The 15,479-nt window shown below is 47.3% G+C and carries 12 protein-coding genes, 2 tRNA genes, 3 rRNA genes and 1 other RNA gene; 15 read left to right on the top strand and 3 right to left on the bottom strand.

Annotated elements, in window-relative coordinates; all coding sequences use genetic code 11:
- Positions 1-66: 66 nt before the first annotated feature.
- Together N5C46_RS14590 and N5C46_RS14585 are read right to left on the bottom strand one after the other, a co-directional pair.
- A complete protein-coding gene (locus N5C46_RS14590; protein ID WP_261749153.1) occupies positions 67-1,353 on the bottom strand; it encodes a glycoside hydrolase family 18 protein in 1,287 nt (428 codons plus the stop codon).
- Between the two features lie 78 nt (positions 1,354-1,431).
- A complete protein-coding gene (locus N5C46_RS14585; RefSeq protein WP_034766112.1) occupies positions 1,432-1,971 on the bottom strand; it encodes a cysteine hydrolase family protein in 540 nt (179 codons plus the stop codon).
- 82 nt (positions 1,972-2,053) lie between these two features.
- Between N5C46_RS14585 and tadA the strand changes: the two genes are divergently transcribed.
- The 7 genes from tadA (at position 2,054) to N5C46_RS14550 (ending at position 6,276) form a co-directional block, all read left to right on the top strand.
- A complete protein-coding gene (gene tadA, locus N5C46_RS14580) occupies positions 2,054-2,548 on the top strand; it encodes a tRNA adenosine(34) deaminase TadA (protein WP_261749152.1) in 495 nt (164 codons plus the stop codon).
- A gap of 98 nt (positions 2,549-2,646) precedes the next feature.
- An RNA gene (ffs, locus tag N5C46_RS14575) (signal recognition particle sRNA large type) lies at positions 2,647-2,911 on the top strand.
- A 151-nt stretch (positions 2,912-3,062) separates the two neighbouring features.
- Complete coding sequence (gene dnaX / locus N5C46_RS14570; RefSeq protein WP_261749151.1) at positions 3,063-4,751, top strand: DNA polymerase III subunit gamma/tau; 1,689 nt, start codon at positions 3,063-3,065, stop codon at positions 4,749-4,751.
- Between the two features lie 28 nt (positions 4,752-4,779).
- On the top strand, positions 4,780-5,106 hold the full coding sequence (locus tag N5C46_RS14565; RefSeq protein ID WP_375162873.1) for a YbaB/EbfC family nucleoid-associated protein: 327 nt from the start codon (positions 4,780-4,782) through the stop codon (positions 5,104-5,106).
- Between the two features lie 11 nt (positions 5,107-5,117).
- Positions 5,118-5,714 carry a recombination mediator RecR gene (gene recR, locus N5C46_RS14560; RefSeq protein WP_034766119.1) on the top strand — a complete coding sequence of 199 codons (597 nt, stop codon included), beginning with the start codon at positions 5,118-5,120 and terminating at the stop codon, positions 5,712-5,714.
- Between the two features lie 17 nt (positions 5,715-5,731).
- Positions 5,732-5,950, top strand: a complete 219-nt coding sequence (locus N5C46_RS14555) for a YaaL family protein (RefSeq protein WP_261749150.1) — start codon at positions 5,732-5,734, stop codon at positions 5,948-5,950.
- 62 nt (positions 5,951-6,012) lie between these two features.
- A complete protein-coding gene (locus tag N5C46_RS14550) occupies positions 6,013-6,276 on the top strand; it encodes a pro-sigmaK processing inhibitor BofA family protein (protein WP_034766123.1) in 264 nt (87 codons plus the stop codon).
- A gap of 69 nt (positions 6,277-6,345) precedes the next feature.
- On the opposite strand, the gene N5C46_RS14545 is transcribed toward N5C46_RS14550, so the two are convergent.
- Complete coding sequence (locus N5C46_RS14545; RefSeq protein WP_261749149.1) at positions 6,346-6,822, bottom strand: PaaI family thioesterase; 477 nt, start codon at positions 6,820-6,822, stop codon at positions 6,346-6,348.
- A 181-nt stretch (positions 6,823-7,003) separates the two neighbouring features.
- On the opposite strand from N5C46_RS14545, the gene N5C46_RS14540 reads away from it, so the two are divergent.
- The 8 genes from N5C46_RS14540 to rrf all read left to right on the top strand — a co-directional run bounded on the left by N5C46_RS14540 (position 7,004) and on the right by rrf (position 14,932).
- Positions 7,004-7,231, top strand: a complete 228-nt coding sequence (locus N5C46_RS14540) for a FeoA family protein (protein WP_261749148.1) — start codon at positions 7,004-7,006, stop codon at positions 7,229-7,231.
- Positions 7,231-9,222: a ferrous iron transport protein B gene (gene feoB / locus N5C46_RS14535; RefSeq protein WP_261749147.1), complete on the top strand. Its 1,992-nt coding sequence runs from the start codon at positions 7,231-7,233 to the stop codon at positions 9,220-9,222. The genes N5C46_RS14540 and feoB overlap by 1 nt, the downstream gene beginning before the upstream one ends.
- Before the next feature lie 14 nt (positions 9,223-9,236).
- The gene (locus tag N5C46_RS14530) at positions 9,237-9,422 is read left to right on the top strand and encodes a FeoB-associated Cys-rich membrane protein (RefSeq protein ID WP_229597404.1); all 186 of its coding nucleotides are present in this window, start codon (positions 9,237-9,239) and stop codon (positions 9,420-9,422) included.
- Between the two features lie 378 nt (positions 9,423-9,800).
- Positions 9,801-11,351 (top strand): 16S ribosomal RNA (locus tag N5C46_RS14525).
- Positions 11,352-11,464: 113 nt separating this feature from the next.
- Positions 11,465-11,541 (top strand) — tRNA-Ile (locus N5C46_RS14520).
- A 14-nt stretch (positions 11,542-11,555) separates the two neighbouring features.
- Positions 11,556-11,631 (top strand) — tRNA-Ala (locus tag N5C46_RS14515).
- A 149-nt stretch (positions 11,632-11,780) separates the two neighbouring features.
- Positions 11,781-14,716: ribosomal RNA gene (locus N5C46_RS14510) — 23S ribosomal RNA — on the top strand.
- Between the two features lie 99 nt (positions 14,717-14,815).
- Positions 14,816-14,932, top strand: a 5S ribosomal RNA gene (gene rrf, locus N5C46_RS14505).
- Together the 16S, 23S and 5S rRNA genes with 2 tRNA genes alongside form the textbook arrangement of a ribosomal RNA operon.
- Positions 14,933-15,479 lie beyond the last annotated feature (547 nt).

The raw sequence follows: 15,479 nt of genomic DNA, 5'->3' as shown, positions 1-15,479 counted from the left end.
GAAGACGCACATAAAAAGCTGATGAATAGGTGTTTATAGATTTACCCATCCATCAGCTTCTATTAATTATCTTTTTACAACGTTGAAATTGTCGGAAATTAACAGCCAGTTTTGAGGGAAAGAGAGGCCGAGCTTCCAATAGCTCATCCCCCTCAATTTCAATTCTTTCATAAGGTCGAATTTGGCCTGGATGCTTCGTGCATCTTCAAACCAAACTTCATGATCTTTTCCGGTGCCTGCATCACGGTACTTGAAGAATGGTGCCTGCGCTTTTTGATCATACTCGATTTTGACATTGTTATCAGCCGCTATCTGGATTGCCTGTTGAGGACTGATGGCTTTCGCTGTACTTCCCTGAACGAAGGGGAGTGTCCAGTCATAACCATATAAATTCTGCCCCATAAGAATCTTGGATGGAGGCATTTCGGAAACAGCATACTCAAGAACATCCCTCACCGGTCCGATAGGGGATACGGCCATGGCGGGGCCGCCGCTGTAACCCCACTCATACGTCATGATCACTACGAAGTCGACAATTTCACCATGGGCTTTATAATCATGTGCTTCATACCATTTCCCTTTTTGATCCGCGCTGGTCTTTGGAGCAAGGGCGGTTGAGAGCAGCCACCCTTCCTGATTGAAGCGTGCCTTCGCCTTTCGTAGAAATTGGTTGTAGGCTTCTTTGTCCTGTGGACGTAAGTACTCAAAGTCGAAGTGAATATCCCTGAACCCATATTTCTTAGCGGTTTGGACAACATTATCGAGGAACTTATTCTGGATGTTCTGGTCGGTTAATAGAATTCTGCCCAGTTCATCACTGAATGTCCCTTCCTCCTGGTTGGTGATGGCCATCATCATGACATTATTATTGTCTTTCCCGGTTTGAATGAGGTTTCCGAGGGGAGGTTCTTTCAAAGTGCCATCCCGCTTCGCCTGAAAACTGAATGGAGCGAGATACGTGAGGTAGGGGGCAGCTTCCTTGGCGCTTTGTTCAAGATTCGGGGCCACTTCCTTACCGTATGGCTCAACATAGCCATTAAACTCCGCTTTCACCTTGGGCTTCTGTGGGATGTATAAACGAGTCCCCACCTGTAGAGGCTGATTAGGAGAAATCCCGTTCACCCTTGCAAGTTCCTGGTAAGGGACGCCCGTCTTTTGACTGATGCCCCAAAGGCTATCCCCGGGTTGAACAAAATAAAAACTTCCTATTATCGGGATGACCAGTGATTGGCCGATCACTAAATTATTGGGGTTCGGCAATTGATTGGCGTCCACTATATCATTAACTGTTGATCCATACGCTTGAGCGATACCAAATAAAGATTGGTTCGGCTGGACAACATGTATCTGCATAAACAAACCCTCCTCTAATTCATTCACTATAATCAGCGTATGAGAAGGGAGGTTTGAATATGTTTTCTGCCGGAAATTTTATAAAATCCCGCCGGTAGGATCAATCTTTGCTTTTAAGACATTTTTCATCATCGTCAAAGCGTAGTGATTATCTTCTTCACTTACAGAAGCGATGGCGTCGCCGGGCACCATCAGGTTAAACTCTCTCATATAGGCATCATTGGCTGTGAAGAGTACACATATATTACCGGCAATCCCTGTGATGATCAGGTTCTTGACAGATAAGTGGTGAAGAAGCGTGTTTAATGCCGTACCATAAAAGGCAGAATGCTTCGGCTTAATAAGAAAGTAATCGTCTTCCATCGGTTGGAGAGGAGTCATGATCGGGTCGCTCGTCTTATTATGACATTTCTTATAGATCTCTTTGTAATCTGCTTTCCAAAGCTCGTAATGGTCGTTAATATAGATGGTAGGAAGCTGATGTTTCATGCAATAGCGACGCAGGGAGTTAATGGGATCGACAATCTTTGAGGTGTGTTGCGCCAACGTTTCCCCGTGTTTGAAGTCAAATGGATTCATAATATCGATGACCAGAAGAGCAGTATCGTTAGGTATCATGTGAAAGCCCCTTTCCACTATAGTTTGGTGTGAATCGGGATATTTTATAAAGGATTGAGAAATAAATTTACAGGAGTACACAATGGGTATAAGAGAAGAACAGTTTATGAAAGAAGCACTGATAGAAGCAGAGAAAGCCGGCGCCATCCAGGAAGTTCCGATTGGCGCCGTGATTGTGATGGATGACGAGATCATCGCCCGGGCCCATAATCTGAGGGAAACCAGCCAAAACGCCATCACCCATGCCGAAACATTGGCGATCCAAGAGGCGTGTGAGAAGCTTGGCACTTGGCGTCTTGAAGGAGCGGAGCTTTATGTCACCCTTGAACCATGTCCCATGTGCAGCGGTGCCATCATCCTATCACGAATCGAGAAAGTCGTTTATGGGGCAAAGGATCCGAAAGCGGGTTGTGCCGGGACGCTGATGAATCTACTTGAGGATGATCGGTTTAATCACCAGTGTGAAGTATTGCCTGGAGTGTTGTCAGAAGAGTGTGGTGGAATCCTTTCCCGATTTTTTAAAGGGTTAAGGGATCGGAAGAAAAGTGAGAAGAAAAAGAGGATGGATAGTCTGTAAATAACTTACAGCATTCCATCATTGCTTTTTACCGTAAATCCTAGTATACTTAATTTTGCGTCGCACTAATGACGCAACTAAATATGGTATCAATTTTGCCGTGCTAGGTGGGGAGGTAGCGGTGCCCTGTACTCGCAATCCGCTCTAGCGAGACCGAATTCCTTTCCGAGGCTCGCACTCTGTAGGGCCTGCCTCAAGTAAGTGGTGTTGACGCCTGGGTCCTGCGCAATGGGAATCCATGAACCATGTCAGGTCCGGAAGGAAGCAGCATTAAGTGGAAGCTCCCATGTGCCGCAGGGTTGCCTGGGCCGAGCTAACTGCTTGAGTAACGCCTATGGATGCTTGTCGACGAAAGGTGCACGGCAGTTTAACTTATATACAACAACTCATCCATTTCCGGGTGAGTTTTTTGTTTGTGCAAAGGTTTAAAATGATCTCCGGTTTTCTTTGTAAAAGGGATTTACATTACGTTATAATAGAGACACTATAGTACATAAAAAGAGGGGGGAGTATTTTGGCATATCAAGCTTTATATCGTGTGTGGCGTCCTCAGTCATTTATTGATGTAGTGGGACAGCAGCATGTAACGAAAACGTTGCAAAATGCCCTCCTTCATCAAAAGATTTCCCATGCCTATTTATTCTCGGGACCAAGAGGGACAGGGAAGACGAGTGCAGCGAAGATCCTGGCAAAAGCCGTTAACTGTGAGCGTTCACCTGTAGTGGAACCTTGTAATGAGTGCGATGCATGTATAGGGATCACGGACGGTTCGATCCCTGATGTCATTGAAATCGATGCCGCCTCCAATAACGGGGTGGAGGAGATCCGGGACATCCGGGATAAAGTCAAATATTCTCCAAACGTTGTCGAGTATAAAGTCTACATCATCGATGAAGTTCATATGCTGTCCATCGGGGCATTCAATGCGCTTCTGAAAACATTGGAGGAGCCGCCTAAGCATGTCATATTCATCCTGGCGACGACCGAACCCCATAAGATTCCCCTGACCATCATTTCGCGCTGTCAGCGATTTGACTTCAAACGGATCACCGCCATGGATATCGTGGGAAGAATGAGTCATATTGCCACAGAATCCGGCGTGAATTTTGAAGAAAATGCCTTGACGATCATCGCAAGGGCTGCCGAGGGCGGGATGCGGGATGCTCTCAGCCTTCTCGATCAGGCGATCTCCTTCAGTCAGGACCGGGTCACGGTCGACGATGCCCTGACGGTAACGGGAGCCGTGTCTCAAGGTTACTTGAATACCCTGGCAAAGGCCATTCTGGAACGAGATGTTACAACTGGTTTAGGGGCATTGGAAGAGCTCTTGTTTCAAGGGAAGGATCCGGCGAGGTTCGCAGAGGACTTCATCCTTTATTTCCGGGACATGCTGTTATACCAGACCGCACCGAACCTGGAGGAATCACTGGAACGGGTCATGCTCGACGATGATTTTAAAGAATTGGCAGAGCGTACCCAGCCTGGACAGATCTATCAGTACATTGACGTACTGAATCAGGCCGGTCAGGAAATGAAATTTACGAACCATGCCCGGATTTATCTGGAGGTTTCCATTGTGAAGCTTTGTCAGATGGAAGCGCCCGTATCGGCTTCTTCACCGGAAGTAAATGACTTGATGAAAAAGATCAACCTTCTTGAAAAAGAGGTCGAACAGCTGAAGGCAAATGGAGTCAAGGTCCAAGCGGAGCCCGCTGCACAAGCTGCGAAAAAACCGATCAGGGCGAAGAAAGGATTCCGTGCCCCTACCGGTAAGATTCAGGAAGTGCTCCGAACGGCCACGAAAGAAGATCTGAATCTGATCAAGAGCCGTTGGGGAGACATGGTGGAAACCCTTAATCAGCGTCAGATGCGTTCGCAGTCTGCATTATTAAATGATGCTGAACCTGTAGCAGCAACAAACGGCTCATTTGTGTTAAAATTCAAATATGACATCCATTGTCAGATGGCAATGGAGAATCAAGCTTTTACTTCCGCGATTGCTTCCATCTTGGAAGAATTAACGGGAAATAGCTATGCGGCTATTGGAATTCCCGAGGATCAGTGGATGTCCATAAGGGAAGACTTCATCCGGAATTCGAAAACAGAGGACGGGGATTCATCCAGCGGGGATCAAGAGGAAGATTCTCTCTTAACGGAAGCTGAAAAGCTGGTCGGTATGGATTTAATAGAACTTAACGATTAATATTTTCAATAATAAACTGGAGGTAATGATGATGATGCGTGGAAATGGAAATATGCAAAACATGATGAAACAGATGCAAAAAATGCAAAAGAAGATGGCGGAAGCTCAGGAAGAACTGGGTGAAAAGCAAATCGAAGGAACAGCAGGCGGCGGTATGGTAACAGTTATTGTGTCCGGCCACAAACAAGTCATTGACGTGAAAATCAACGAAGAAGCGGTTGATCCGGATGATGTAGAAATGTTACAAGACTTAGTTCTTGCAGCAACGAACGATGCACTGAAGAAAGCGGACGAACTAACGAACTCAACCATGGGTCAGTTCACTAAAGGAATGAATCTACCGGGAATGTTCTAGGAGGCAAACATATGCATTATCCTGAGCCTATATCAAAGCTGATCGACAGCTTTATGAAACTGCCGGGAATCGGGCCGAAAACTGCGGCCCGCCTGGCTTTTTTTGTTCTTAGTATGAAAGAGGATACCGTATTGGACTTTGCGAAAGCGCTGGTCAATGCAAAACGTAACTTGAGTTACTGCTCCGTCTGCGGCCACATAACGGATCAAGATCCCTGTTATATCTGTGAGGATCAAAGGCGTGATCGCAGCATCATCTGTGTCGTACAGGATCCCAAGGATGTCATCGCTATGGAGAAGATGAAAGAATATAACGGACAATATCATGTGCTTCATGGAGCGATCTCCCCAATGGATGGGATCGGACCTGAAGACATTAATGTACCTGACCTCATCAAACGTCTTCAAAGTGATGAAGTCCAGGAAGTCATCCTGGCAACCAACCCCAATATCGAAGGGGAAGCGACAGCCATGTACATCTCCCGACTCGTCAAACCATCGGGTATTAGGATCACAAGGATCGCCCACGGACTTCCTGTAGGCGGAGACTTGGAGTACGCAGACGAAGTAACGTTATCGAAGGCCCTGGAAGGAAGAAGAGACGTTTAACGAAGGAGAGGATACCTATGTTTTTCAGGAAAAAAGGAAAGCTGAAAAAAGAGTATGACCAATCCTTACTTCACGTTTTAGACGAAACAAAGGATCAGTGGAATCAGCAGCGTTCCATAGAAGAGATGAGTGTGGATTATAATCTGAACATCCACTGTCATTCGAAAATTGCAGAAGCCAAATATTTTTTTCTTTTTAGGGAAGCGAAACATAGAAAGATCGTCATAAAAAGGTAGACAACCATCATATCCTTTCAATAAGAGACTATATATGTTCTTTGTTGAGAGGAGAGAAGGGTATGAGCCCAGTTATCGTCATAGCGGTGATCAGCGGACTGATTGTACTGCTGTTAGCGACGGGGACGCCCATCAAGCCACTTCGGTTTGTTGGACAAGTCGCCATGAAGGTCATGATCGGAGCACTATTTTTATTTTTCCTGAACGCTTTTGGTAGTCAGTACGGAATTCATGTTCCGATTAACGTCGCCACCTCATCTATTTCAGGGATATTGGGTATTCCGGGGGTAGTGGGACTTACGGTGATTCAAATGTGGATATTATAATCATCAGTAATAGCCGATTGGTAAAGCAGTCAAGATCCAGGTGAAGGTTACCCGGGTCTTGACTGCTTTTTATTTGACGAATGTTTTTGGCATCACTACCGCTACTACTTCTCCCCGTGCACATAGACTCCCCTCTGCAAACACTTCTGTTTCCACTCTGAACTTCTTAGGATGAACCTCGTGAACCGTTCCTACTGCTTTTAATGGAATATTGTGTGGAGTCGGTTTCATGAAATCAACTTGTAAGGAAGCCGTCACGAAGCGGGGAGGTTCCTGACCGTCCCCGATCTCCCCCCCATTTTTCCGGTGAAGGGCGATTGCCGCTGAACCGGTGCCGTGACAATCGATTAAAGATGCAATCAATCCGCCATACACAAAGCCCGGTAAAGCAGTGTGTTCCAGCTTTGGAGTATAAATGGTGACGGTTTGATCCCCTTCAACTCCCGTGCGGAAATGATGCCCCTCTTTATTTAGTCGGCCACACCCGTAACACCACGAAAAATCATCGGGGTAGTCATCCTGTATTGCACGAACAACTTCTTTCACATCTCATTCTCCTCTCAACCATTCAACTTTCTCTATCATACTCTTCTATAATCCCCCTCCGATCCCCTTTAAATTGGAAGCGATTCATTCTTACCTTTACGAATTGGCTGTATTCTATTAAAATTGAATTATAAATGATAATGAATATCAGTATCGATTTAAATATATGAGGTGATACACCATGAACCTAAGTCAGATCCAAAGGAATGAATCGTTTCAAATAGTAGACTTAACAGAGCTTCACCCATTTGTTAAGCGTCGATTAAAGGATATGGGAGTGTGTGAGGGCAGTGAGGTCAAGGTCATCCGTTATTGCCTGTTTGGCGGCCCGTGTCTGTTGGAATGCTCAGGTCAGCGTGTGGGGATCCGGAGAAAAGATACAAATTGCATCAAAGGAGCACGGATATAATGGAAACGGCACTCTTGGGAAATCCGAACACCGGTAAAACATCCTTGTTTAATCAGATTACCGGCTCCTATGAATATGTCGGCAACTGGAGTGGAGTGACGGTAGAGAAAAAGGTTGGTCGGATCAAGGATTCTGTTCAATCGTTAATTGACTTACCCGGTGTATATTCACTCAACCCCCTGTCTCATGATGAACGGGTGGCATCGATGGCACTATTGCAGGAAGAAGCCGGGCAAATCCTTAATATCGTGAATGCCAATCAGCTGGAACGCAGTTTGTATTTAACAATCGAATTACTGGAGACGAATCTTCCGACTGCGATTGTCCTTAATATGATGGACCTCGCGGAAAAGCGTGGGATCAAGGTGGATGTGCAGCTTCTGGGAGAGCTTTTAGGGGTGAAGAGTTATTCTGCCATCGCCCGAAAAGGCAAAGGCTGCGATGAAATCATTCAGCTCTTCCGGGAACGGCCCCTTGAACCGGCTTCTCTATTTACCCTTGATTATGGTCCTGTGGTGGAAGCAGCCATTTCGAAGCTTCTCAATTTAATGGGAAAAGAAGGAGATCCGAAGAAACGCTGGGTGGCGATTCAGTATCTTATCGGGAATGAGCTGGTTCAGCAGACGTTGAACGAATCGTATCCCGGTATGGAGGCGGTGAAAGAGGAGACTGAAGCCATTCTTTTAAAAGAGGCTGGACATTCCCTGGAGGAATCTCTTTATGCCACCCGGAAGTCGTTTATTCAAAAAATCGTCGTTCAAGTAACAAAAGAAGAAAAAAAGCAAGAGAGTCTTCCACTGACTGCCTGGCTCGATCATATTGCTACACACCCGATATTTGGAATCCCATTCTTTCTATTAGTCTTACTTGTCGTCTTTCAATTGACATTCGGTTGGCTGGGAACACCGATCTCAGATGCCCTTGATTCCTTTTTTGCCGGGCCGTTGACAGCCGGTGCCCGATATCTACTGGATCAAGTGAATGCCTTGCCATTCATCAAGGCTGTCATCCTGGAGGGAATCATCGCCGGTGTTGGTGGAGTCCTTGTGTTCGTTCCGCAAATCTTTATCCTGTTCTTCTTTATTTCTTTATTGGAGGACTCTGGGTATATGGCCCGTGTCGCTGTGGTGATGGACAGACTGATGGAATTCATAGGACTAAATGGGAAAGCATTCATTCCACTGATTATTGGATTTGGATGCAACGTACCTTCCATCATGGCAGCGCGTACGATTGAGCAGCCTAAAGAGAGACTTCTGACCATCCTTATTTCACCATTTATGTCTTGTTCGGCAAGATTGTCTGTGTATGCTCTGTTTGTTGCAGCATTCTTTAGTGAGCATCAAGCCATTATCGTGTTATCCCTCTACGTGTTAGGGATCGTTGTAGCCATTTTGGTAGCCAAGGTCTTTTCTTTCTTTTTAAAAAATGAGAAATCATACTTTGTTATGGAGCTTCCTCCATATAATGTCCCGCAACCTTTACATTTAATAAGGAGTACGTGGGATAAGGGAAAAGGGTTTGTACGTAAAGCGGGTACCTTTATCTTTGGGGGAACGGTATTTATCTGGCTCTTTTCCTATTTAGGACCGAATGGAGCGGGTGTGCCGATTGACGAAAGCTTCATGGCGATCGTCAGTGGAGTATTTGCGCCTGTCTTTGCACCGCTCGGCTTTGCTTCATGGCAAGCGGTATCTGCATTATTCACAGGTTTCTTAGCGAAGGAAGTCGTTGTTTCGACCATGAATATTCTATATCATGTACCGGCAGGGGAGACATTGGCTCATCTACTTCCTCAATTCTACACTCCGCTCGCTGCCTATACATTCTTAGTCTTTATTTTGTTGTATACACCATGTTTAGCAACGGTTGCCATCATGAAGAAAGAAACAGGGAGTATGAAGTTGACCCTGTTATCGATTGTCTATTCGTTTATAGTCGCCTATATTGTAGCTTTCATCGTATACAGAGTAGGTCAGTTCATTTTTTGATAGGAGGTTCTATCATGATTTTCAGTATAATTGTCGGACTTCTCATCTTTGGATATGCCACTTGGATGGTCTTATCCTTCTTTAAGAAAAGCCGCCAAGGCAAATGCGGTACATGTGCTTTAAACAAAACATGTAAATCAGGATGCGGGACAGTAAGCAGGGATGAGCGACAGAGTGTATTGGAAAGCATATCGAAATGAGTGGTAGAAGGTGTGGCATTCTTATAAGAATGCCACACCTTCTTTTAAAATAAAGGGTGAAACCCGTTAACCATTTCATTAAGCGCCTCCTTTTAATAGAGTGGATCGGGCAGAAAGGAAAGCATATTCTGAAATAATTAGTAAAAGATGCAAAAATAGTATTGACGCTCATTAGTATAAGATGCTATTATATTCCTTGTCGCCAAAACAAGGCGAGAAACAAATTCCAAAAAAAGCTTGACGCTTCATATCGAAAAATGTTATATTTAAGAGGTGCTCAAGAGAGCCCAACAAAACATTGAACCTTGAAAACTGAACAAAACAAGACAATACGTCAACGTTAATTCTAGATTTATTTTTAAAGAGCTATTCAAACTTTTATCGGAGAGTTTGATCCTGGCTCAGGACGAACGCTGGCGGCGTGCCTAATACATGCAAGTCGAGCGGATTGATGGGAGCTTGCTCCCTGATATCAGCGGCGGACGGGTGAGTAACACGTGGGTAACCTGCCTGTAAGACTGGGATAACTCCGGGAAACCGGGGCTAATACCGGATAACTCATTTCCTCGCATGAGGAAATGTTGAAAGGTGGCTTCGGCTACCACTTACAGATGGACCCGCGGCGCATTAGCTAGTTGGTGAGGTAACGGCTCACCAAGGCAACGATGCGTAGCCGACCTGAGAGGGTGATCGGCCACACTGGGACTGAGACACGGCCCAGACTCCTACGGGAGGCAGCAGTAGGGAATCTTCCGCAATGGACGAAAGTCTGACGGAGCAACGCCGCGTGAGTGATGAAGGTTTTCGGATCGTAAAGCTCTGTTGTTAGGGAAGAACAAGTGCCGTTCAAATAGGGCGGCACCTTGACGGTACCTAACCAGAAAGCCACGGCTAACTACGTGCCAGCAGCCGCGGTAATACGTAGGTGGCAAGCGTTGTCCGGAATTATTGGGCGTAAAGCGCGCGCAGGTGGTTCCTTAAGTCTGATGTGAAAGCCCACGGCTCAACCGTGGAGGGTCATTGGAAACTGGGGAACTTGAGTGCAGAAGAGGAAAGTGGAATTCCAAGTGTAGCGGTGAAATGCGTAGATATTTGGAGGAACACCAGTGGCGAAGGCGACTTTCTGGTCTGTAACTGACACTGAGGCGCGAAAGCGTGGGGAGCAAACAGGATTAGATACCCTGGTAGTCCACGCCGTAAACGATGAGTGCTAAGTGTTAGGGGGTTTCCGCCCCTTAGTGCTGCAGCTAACGCATTAAGCACTCCGCCTGGGGAGTACGGTCGCAAGACTGAAACTCAAAGGAATTGACGGGGGCCCGCACAAGCGGTGGAGCATGTGGTTTAATTCGAAGCAACGCGAAGAACCTTACCAGGTCTTGACATCCTCTGACAACCCTAGAGATAGGGCTTTCCCCTTCGGGGGACAGAGTGACAGGTGGTGCATGGTTGTCGTCAGCTCGTGTCGTGAGATGTTGGGTTAAGTCCCGCAACGAGCGCAACCCTTGATCTTAGTTGCCAGCATTCAGTTGGGCACTCTAAGATGACTGCCGGTGACAAACCGGAGGAAGGTGGGGATGACGTCAAATCATCATGCCCCTTATGACCTGGGCTACACACGTGCTACAATGGACGGTACAAAGGGCAGCGAGACCGCGAGGTTTAGCCAATCCCATAAAACCGTTCTCAGTTCGGATTGTAGGCTGCAACTCGCCTACATGAAGCTGGAATCGCTAGTAATCGCGGATCAGCATGCCGCGGTGAATACGTTCCCGGGCCTTGTACACACCGCCCGTCACACCACGAGAGTTTGTAACACCCGAAGTCGGTGAGGTAACCTTTTGGAGCCAGCCGCCTAAGGTGGGACAGATGATTGGGGTGAAGTCGTAACAAGGTAGCCGTATCGGAAGGTGCGGCTGGATCACCTCCTTTCTAAGGAAGATTTACTAAAACGTTTGACGCGTCGAAGTTTTGTTCAGTTTTGATGGTTCAATCATCAAACAAACAATGGTAAGCATTGCTTATCATTCATTTTTATGGAATATGGGCCTATAGCTCAGCTGGTTAGAGCGCACGCCTGATAAGCGTGAGGTCGGTGGTTCGAGTCCACTTAGGCCCACCATATTCTCATTAAACGGGGCCTTAGCTCAGCTGGGAGAGCGCCTGCTTTGCACGCAGGAGGTCAGCGGTTCGATCCCGCTAGGCTCCACCAAAGATTTTTGCGTCAGCAAAATATCTAACCATACGATCTCTTCCGAGATCCATGATTGTTCTTTGAAAACTAGATAAAGATAAATTGATAGTCAAGAAATTACCGAGTATCGCCATTTTAGGTTTTAAACCTGATGTAACAACCAATTCGGTTAAGTTATGAAGGGCGCACGGTGGATGCCTTGGCACTAGGAGCCGACGAAGGACGGGACTAACACCGATATGCTTTGGGGAGCTGTAAGTGAGCTTTGATCCAGAGATTTCCGAATGGGGGAACCCATTGTTCGTAATGGAACAATATCCTTACTTGAATACATAGAGTATGGAAGGCAGACCCAGGGAACTGAAACATCTAAGTACCTGGAGGAAGAGAAAGCAATTGCGATTCCCTGAGTAGCGGCGAGCGAAACGGGATATAGCCCAAACCAAGAGGCTTGCCTCTTGGGGTTGTAGGACACTCTATACGGAGTTACAAAGGAATGGAGTAGACGAAGAAGTCTGGAAAGGCTCGTCAAAGAAGGTAACAACCCTGTAGTTGAAACTTCATTCCCTCTTGAGTGGATCCTGAGTACGGCGGGACACGTGAAATCCCGTCGGAAGCTGGGAGGACCATCTCCCAAGGCTAAATACTCCCTAGTGACCGATAGTGAACCAGTACCGTGAGGGAAAGGTGAAAAGCACCCCGGAAGGGGAGTGAAATAGAACCTGAAACCGTGTGCCTACAAGTAGTCAGAGCCCGTTAACGGGTGATGGCGTGCCTTTTGTAGAATGAACCGGCGAGTTACGATCCCATGCAAGGTTAAGTTGATAAGACGGAGCCGCAGCGAAAGCGAGTCTGAATAGGGCGATTTGAGTATGTGGTCGTAGACCCGAAACCAGGTGATCTACCCATGTCCAGGATGAAGTTCAGGTAACACTGAATGGAGGTCCGAACCCACGCACGTTGAAAAGTGCGGGGATGAGGTGTGGGTAGCGGAGAAATTCCAATCGAACTTGGAGATAGCTGGTTCTCTCCGAAATAGCTTTAGGGCTAGCCTCATGTGTAAGAGTCTTGGAGGTAGAGCACTGTTTGGACTAGGGGCCCTCATCGGGTTACCGAATTCAGACAAACTCCGAATGCCAAAGACTTATCCATGGGAGTCAGACTGCGAGTGATAAGATCCGTAGTCGAAAGGGAAACAGCCCAGACCACCAGCTAAGGTCCCAAAGTATACGTTAAGTGGAAAAGGATGTGGAGTTGCTTAGACAACCAGGATGTTGGCTTAGAAGCAGCCACCATTTAAAGAGTGCGTAATAGCTCACTGGTCGAGTGACTCTGCGCCGAAAATGTACCGGGGCTAAACGTATCACCGAAGCTGTGGATTGACACCTCTAGGTGTCAGTGGTAGGAGAGCGTTCTAAGGACTGCGAAGCTAGACCGTAAGGACTGGTGGAGTGCTTAGAAGTGAGAATGCCGGTATGAGTAGCGAAAGATGGGTGAGAATCCCATCCACCGAATGCCTAAGGTTTCCTGAGGAAGGCTCGTCCGCTCAGGGTTAGTCGGGACCTAAGTCGAGGCCGATAGGCGTAGACGATGGACAACAGGTTGATATTCCTGTACCACCTCTTTTCCGTTTGAGCAATGGGGGGACGCAGGAGGATAGGGTAAGCGCACTGCTGGATATGTGCGTCTAAGCAGTTAGGCTGATGATGAGGCAAATCCCATCATCGTGAAGGCTGAGCTGTGACAGCGAGCGAATTATAGTAGCGAAGTTCCTGATTCCACACTGCCAAGAAAAGCCTCTAGCGAGGAAAAAGGTGCCCGTACCGCAAACCGACACAGGTAGGCGAGGAGAGAATCCTAAGGTGAGCGAGAGAACTCTCGTTAAGGAACTCGGCAAAATGACCCCGTAACTTCGGGAGAAGGGGTGCTCTGGTAGGGTGCAAGCCCGAGAGAGCCGCAGTGAATAGGCCCAGGCGACTGTTTAGCAAAAACACAGGTCTCTGCGAAGCCGTAAGGCGAAGTATAGGGGCTGACGCCTGCCCGGTGCTGGAAGGTTAAGAGGAGTGCTTAGCGCAAGCGAAGGTGCGAATCGAAGCCCCAGTAAACGGCGGCCGTAACTATAACGGTCCTAAGGTAGCGAAATTCCTTGTCGGGTAAGTTCCGACCCGCACGAAAGGCGTAACGATCTGGGCACTGTCTCAACGAGAGACTCGGTGAAATTATAGTACCTGTGAAGATGCAGGTTACCCGCGACAGGACGGAAAGACCCCGTGGAGCTTTACTGTAGCCTGATATTGAATTTTGGTACAGCTTGTACAGGATAGGTAGGAGCCTTGGAAACCGGAGCGCCAGCTTCGGTGGAGGCATCGGTGGGATACTACCCTGGCTGTATTGAAATTCTAACCCGCGCCCCTTATCGGGGTGGGAGACAGTGTCAGGTGGGCAGTTTGACTGGGGCGGTCGCCTCCTAAAGAGTAACGGAGGCGCCCAAAGGTTCCCTCAGAATGGTTGGAAATCATTCGCAGAGTGTAAAGGCACAAGGGAGCTTGACTGCGAGACCTACAAGTCGAGCAGGGACGAAAGTCGGGCTTAGTGATCCGGTGGTTCCGCATGGAAGGGCCATCGCTCAACGGATAAAAGCTACCCCGGGGATAACAGGCTTATCTCCCCCAAGAGTCCACATCGACGGGGAGGTTTGGCACCTCGATGTCGGCTCATCGCATCCTGGGGCTGTAGTCGGTCCCAAGGGTTGGGCTGTTCGCCCATTAAAGCGGTACGCGAGCTGGGTTCAGAACGTCGTGAGACAGTTCGGTCCCTATCCGTCGTGGGCGCAGGAAATTTGAGAGGAGCTGTCCTTAGTACGAGAGGACCGGGATGGACGCACCGCTGGTGTACCAGTTGTCTTGCCAAAGGCATCGCTGGGTAGCTATGTGCGGAAGGGATAAGTGCTGAAAGCATCTAAGCATGAAGCCCCCCTCGAGATGAGATTTCCCATCACGTATGTGAGTAAGATCCCTAGAAGATGACTAGGTAGATAGGTCAGAGATGGAAGCATGGCGACATGTGGAGTTGACTGATACTAATCGATCGAGGACTTAACCACAAAGAGTCATATTTATATGAAACATTGGTCGATACTCGGCTTTCTTGACATCAATCCTTTATCTAGTTTTGAAGGAACAACCCTTCAATTGAATATTCGTCTGGTGATAATGGCGAAGAGGTCACACCCGTTCCCATGCCGAACACGGAAGTTAAGCTCTTCAGCGCCGATGGTAGTTGGGGGATCTCCCCCTGTGAGAGTAGGACGTCGCCAGGCAAATAGGAAAAAGAGTAGCTCTTAGGAGTTGCTCTTTTTTGGTTTGATTTGAAGTTCGAAGAACATGATTGTTTTATTAGATCTCTCCTAGACCGCAGTGCGAGGGTAGGGAGGAGCAAGAAGGTCGAGGACGCGAGGGAGAGAAGACCGGAGTGTGGCTCCCACACGAGGATCTGAACGAGTGAAGCGGACGAAGAGATTCGCCGCTCTTCACTAGCCGCAGCTTTCAGTGCCGATGGTCGTTGGGGGCTCCCCCTGTGAGAGTAGGACGTCGCCAGGCAAATGTGAAGAAAGAGTAGCTCTTAGGGGTTGCTCTTTTTTTGGTTTTGATTAAATTTGTTCGAAAAACCTCTCCATCTCTCAACCTAATACACTTATAATCTCCAGTCACCAGTATACCAACATCTTTTCACAATCTTTTTTATAGAGACATACACAGACTCGCTAACGGCAACATAAGATTAGAGTACACTTGATTATTCTGTCAGTTGAAATGTTTATAATTATGTATACAATTAGTGGTTTTGAGGCAGAATAGATTGTATGG

The organism is Rossellomorea vietnamensis, assembly GCF_025398035.1.
GTDB lineage: Bacteria > Bacillota > Bacilli > Bacillales > Bacillaceae_B > Rossellomorea > Rossellomorea vietnamensis_B.
Note: the sequence above shows the minus strand (reverse complement) of the source record. Positions and strands in the feature narration are given on the sequence as shown.

Bases quoted from the DNA above. Each gene is read 5' to 3' on its own strand.
- recR (WP_034766119.1), top strand. From the start codon at position 5,118: ATGCATTATCCTGAGCCTATATCAAAGCTGATCGACAGCTTTATGAAA.
- feoB (WP_261749147.1), top strand. From the start codon at position 7,231: ATGGAAACGGCACTCTTGGGAAATCCGAACACCGGTAAAACATCCTTG.
- N5C46_RS14585 (WP_034766112.1), bottom strand. From the start codon at position 1,971: ATGATACCTAACGATACTGCTCTTCTGGTCATCGATATTATGAATCCA.
- N5C46_RS14540 (WP_261749148.1), top strand. From the start codon at position 7,004: ATGAACCTAAGTCAGATCCAAAGGAATGAATCGTTTCAAATAGTAGAC.
- N5C46_RS14565 (WP_375162873.1), top strand. From the start codon at position 4,780: ATGATGATGCGTGGAAATGGAAATATGCAAAACATGATGAAACAGATG.
- N5C46_RS14550 (WP_034766123.1), top strand. From the start codon at position 6,013: ATGAGCCCAGTTATCGTCATAGCGGTGATCAGCGGACTGATTGTACTG.
- tadA (WP_261749152.1), top strand. From the start codon at position 2,054: ATGGGTATAAGAGAAGAACAGTTTATGAAAGAAGCACTGATAGAAGCA.
- N5C46_RS14590 (WP_261749153.1), bottom strand. From the start codon at position 1,353: ATGCAGATACATGTTGTCCAGCCGAACCAATCTTTATTTGGTATCGCT.
- N5C46_RS14555 (WP_261749150.1), top strand. From the start codon at position 5,732: ATGTTTTTCAGGAAAAAAGGAAAGCTGAAAAAAGAGTATGACCAATCC.
- N5C46_RS14530 (WP_229597404.1), top strand. From the start codon at position 9,237: ATGATTTTCAGTATAATTGTCGGACTTCTCATCTTTGGATATGCCACT.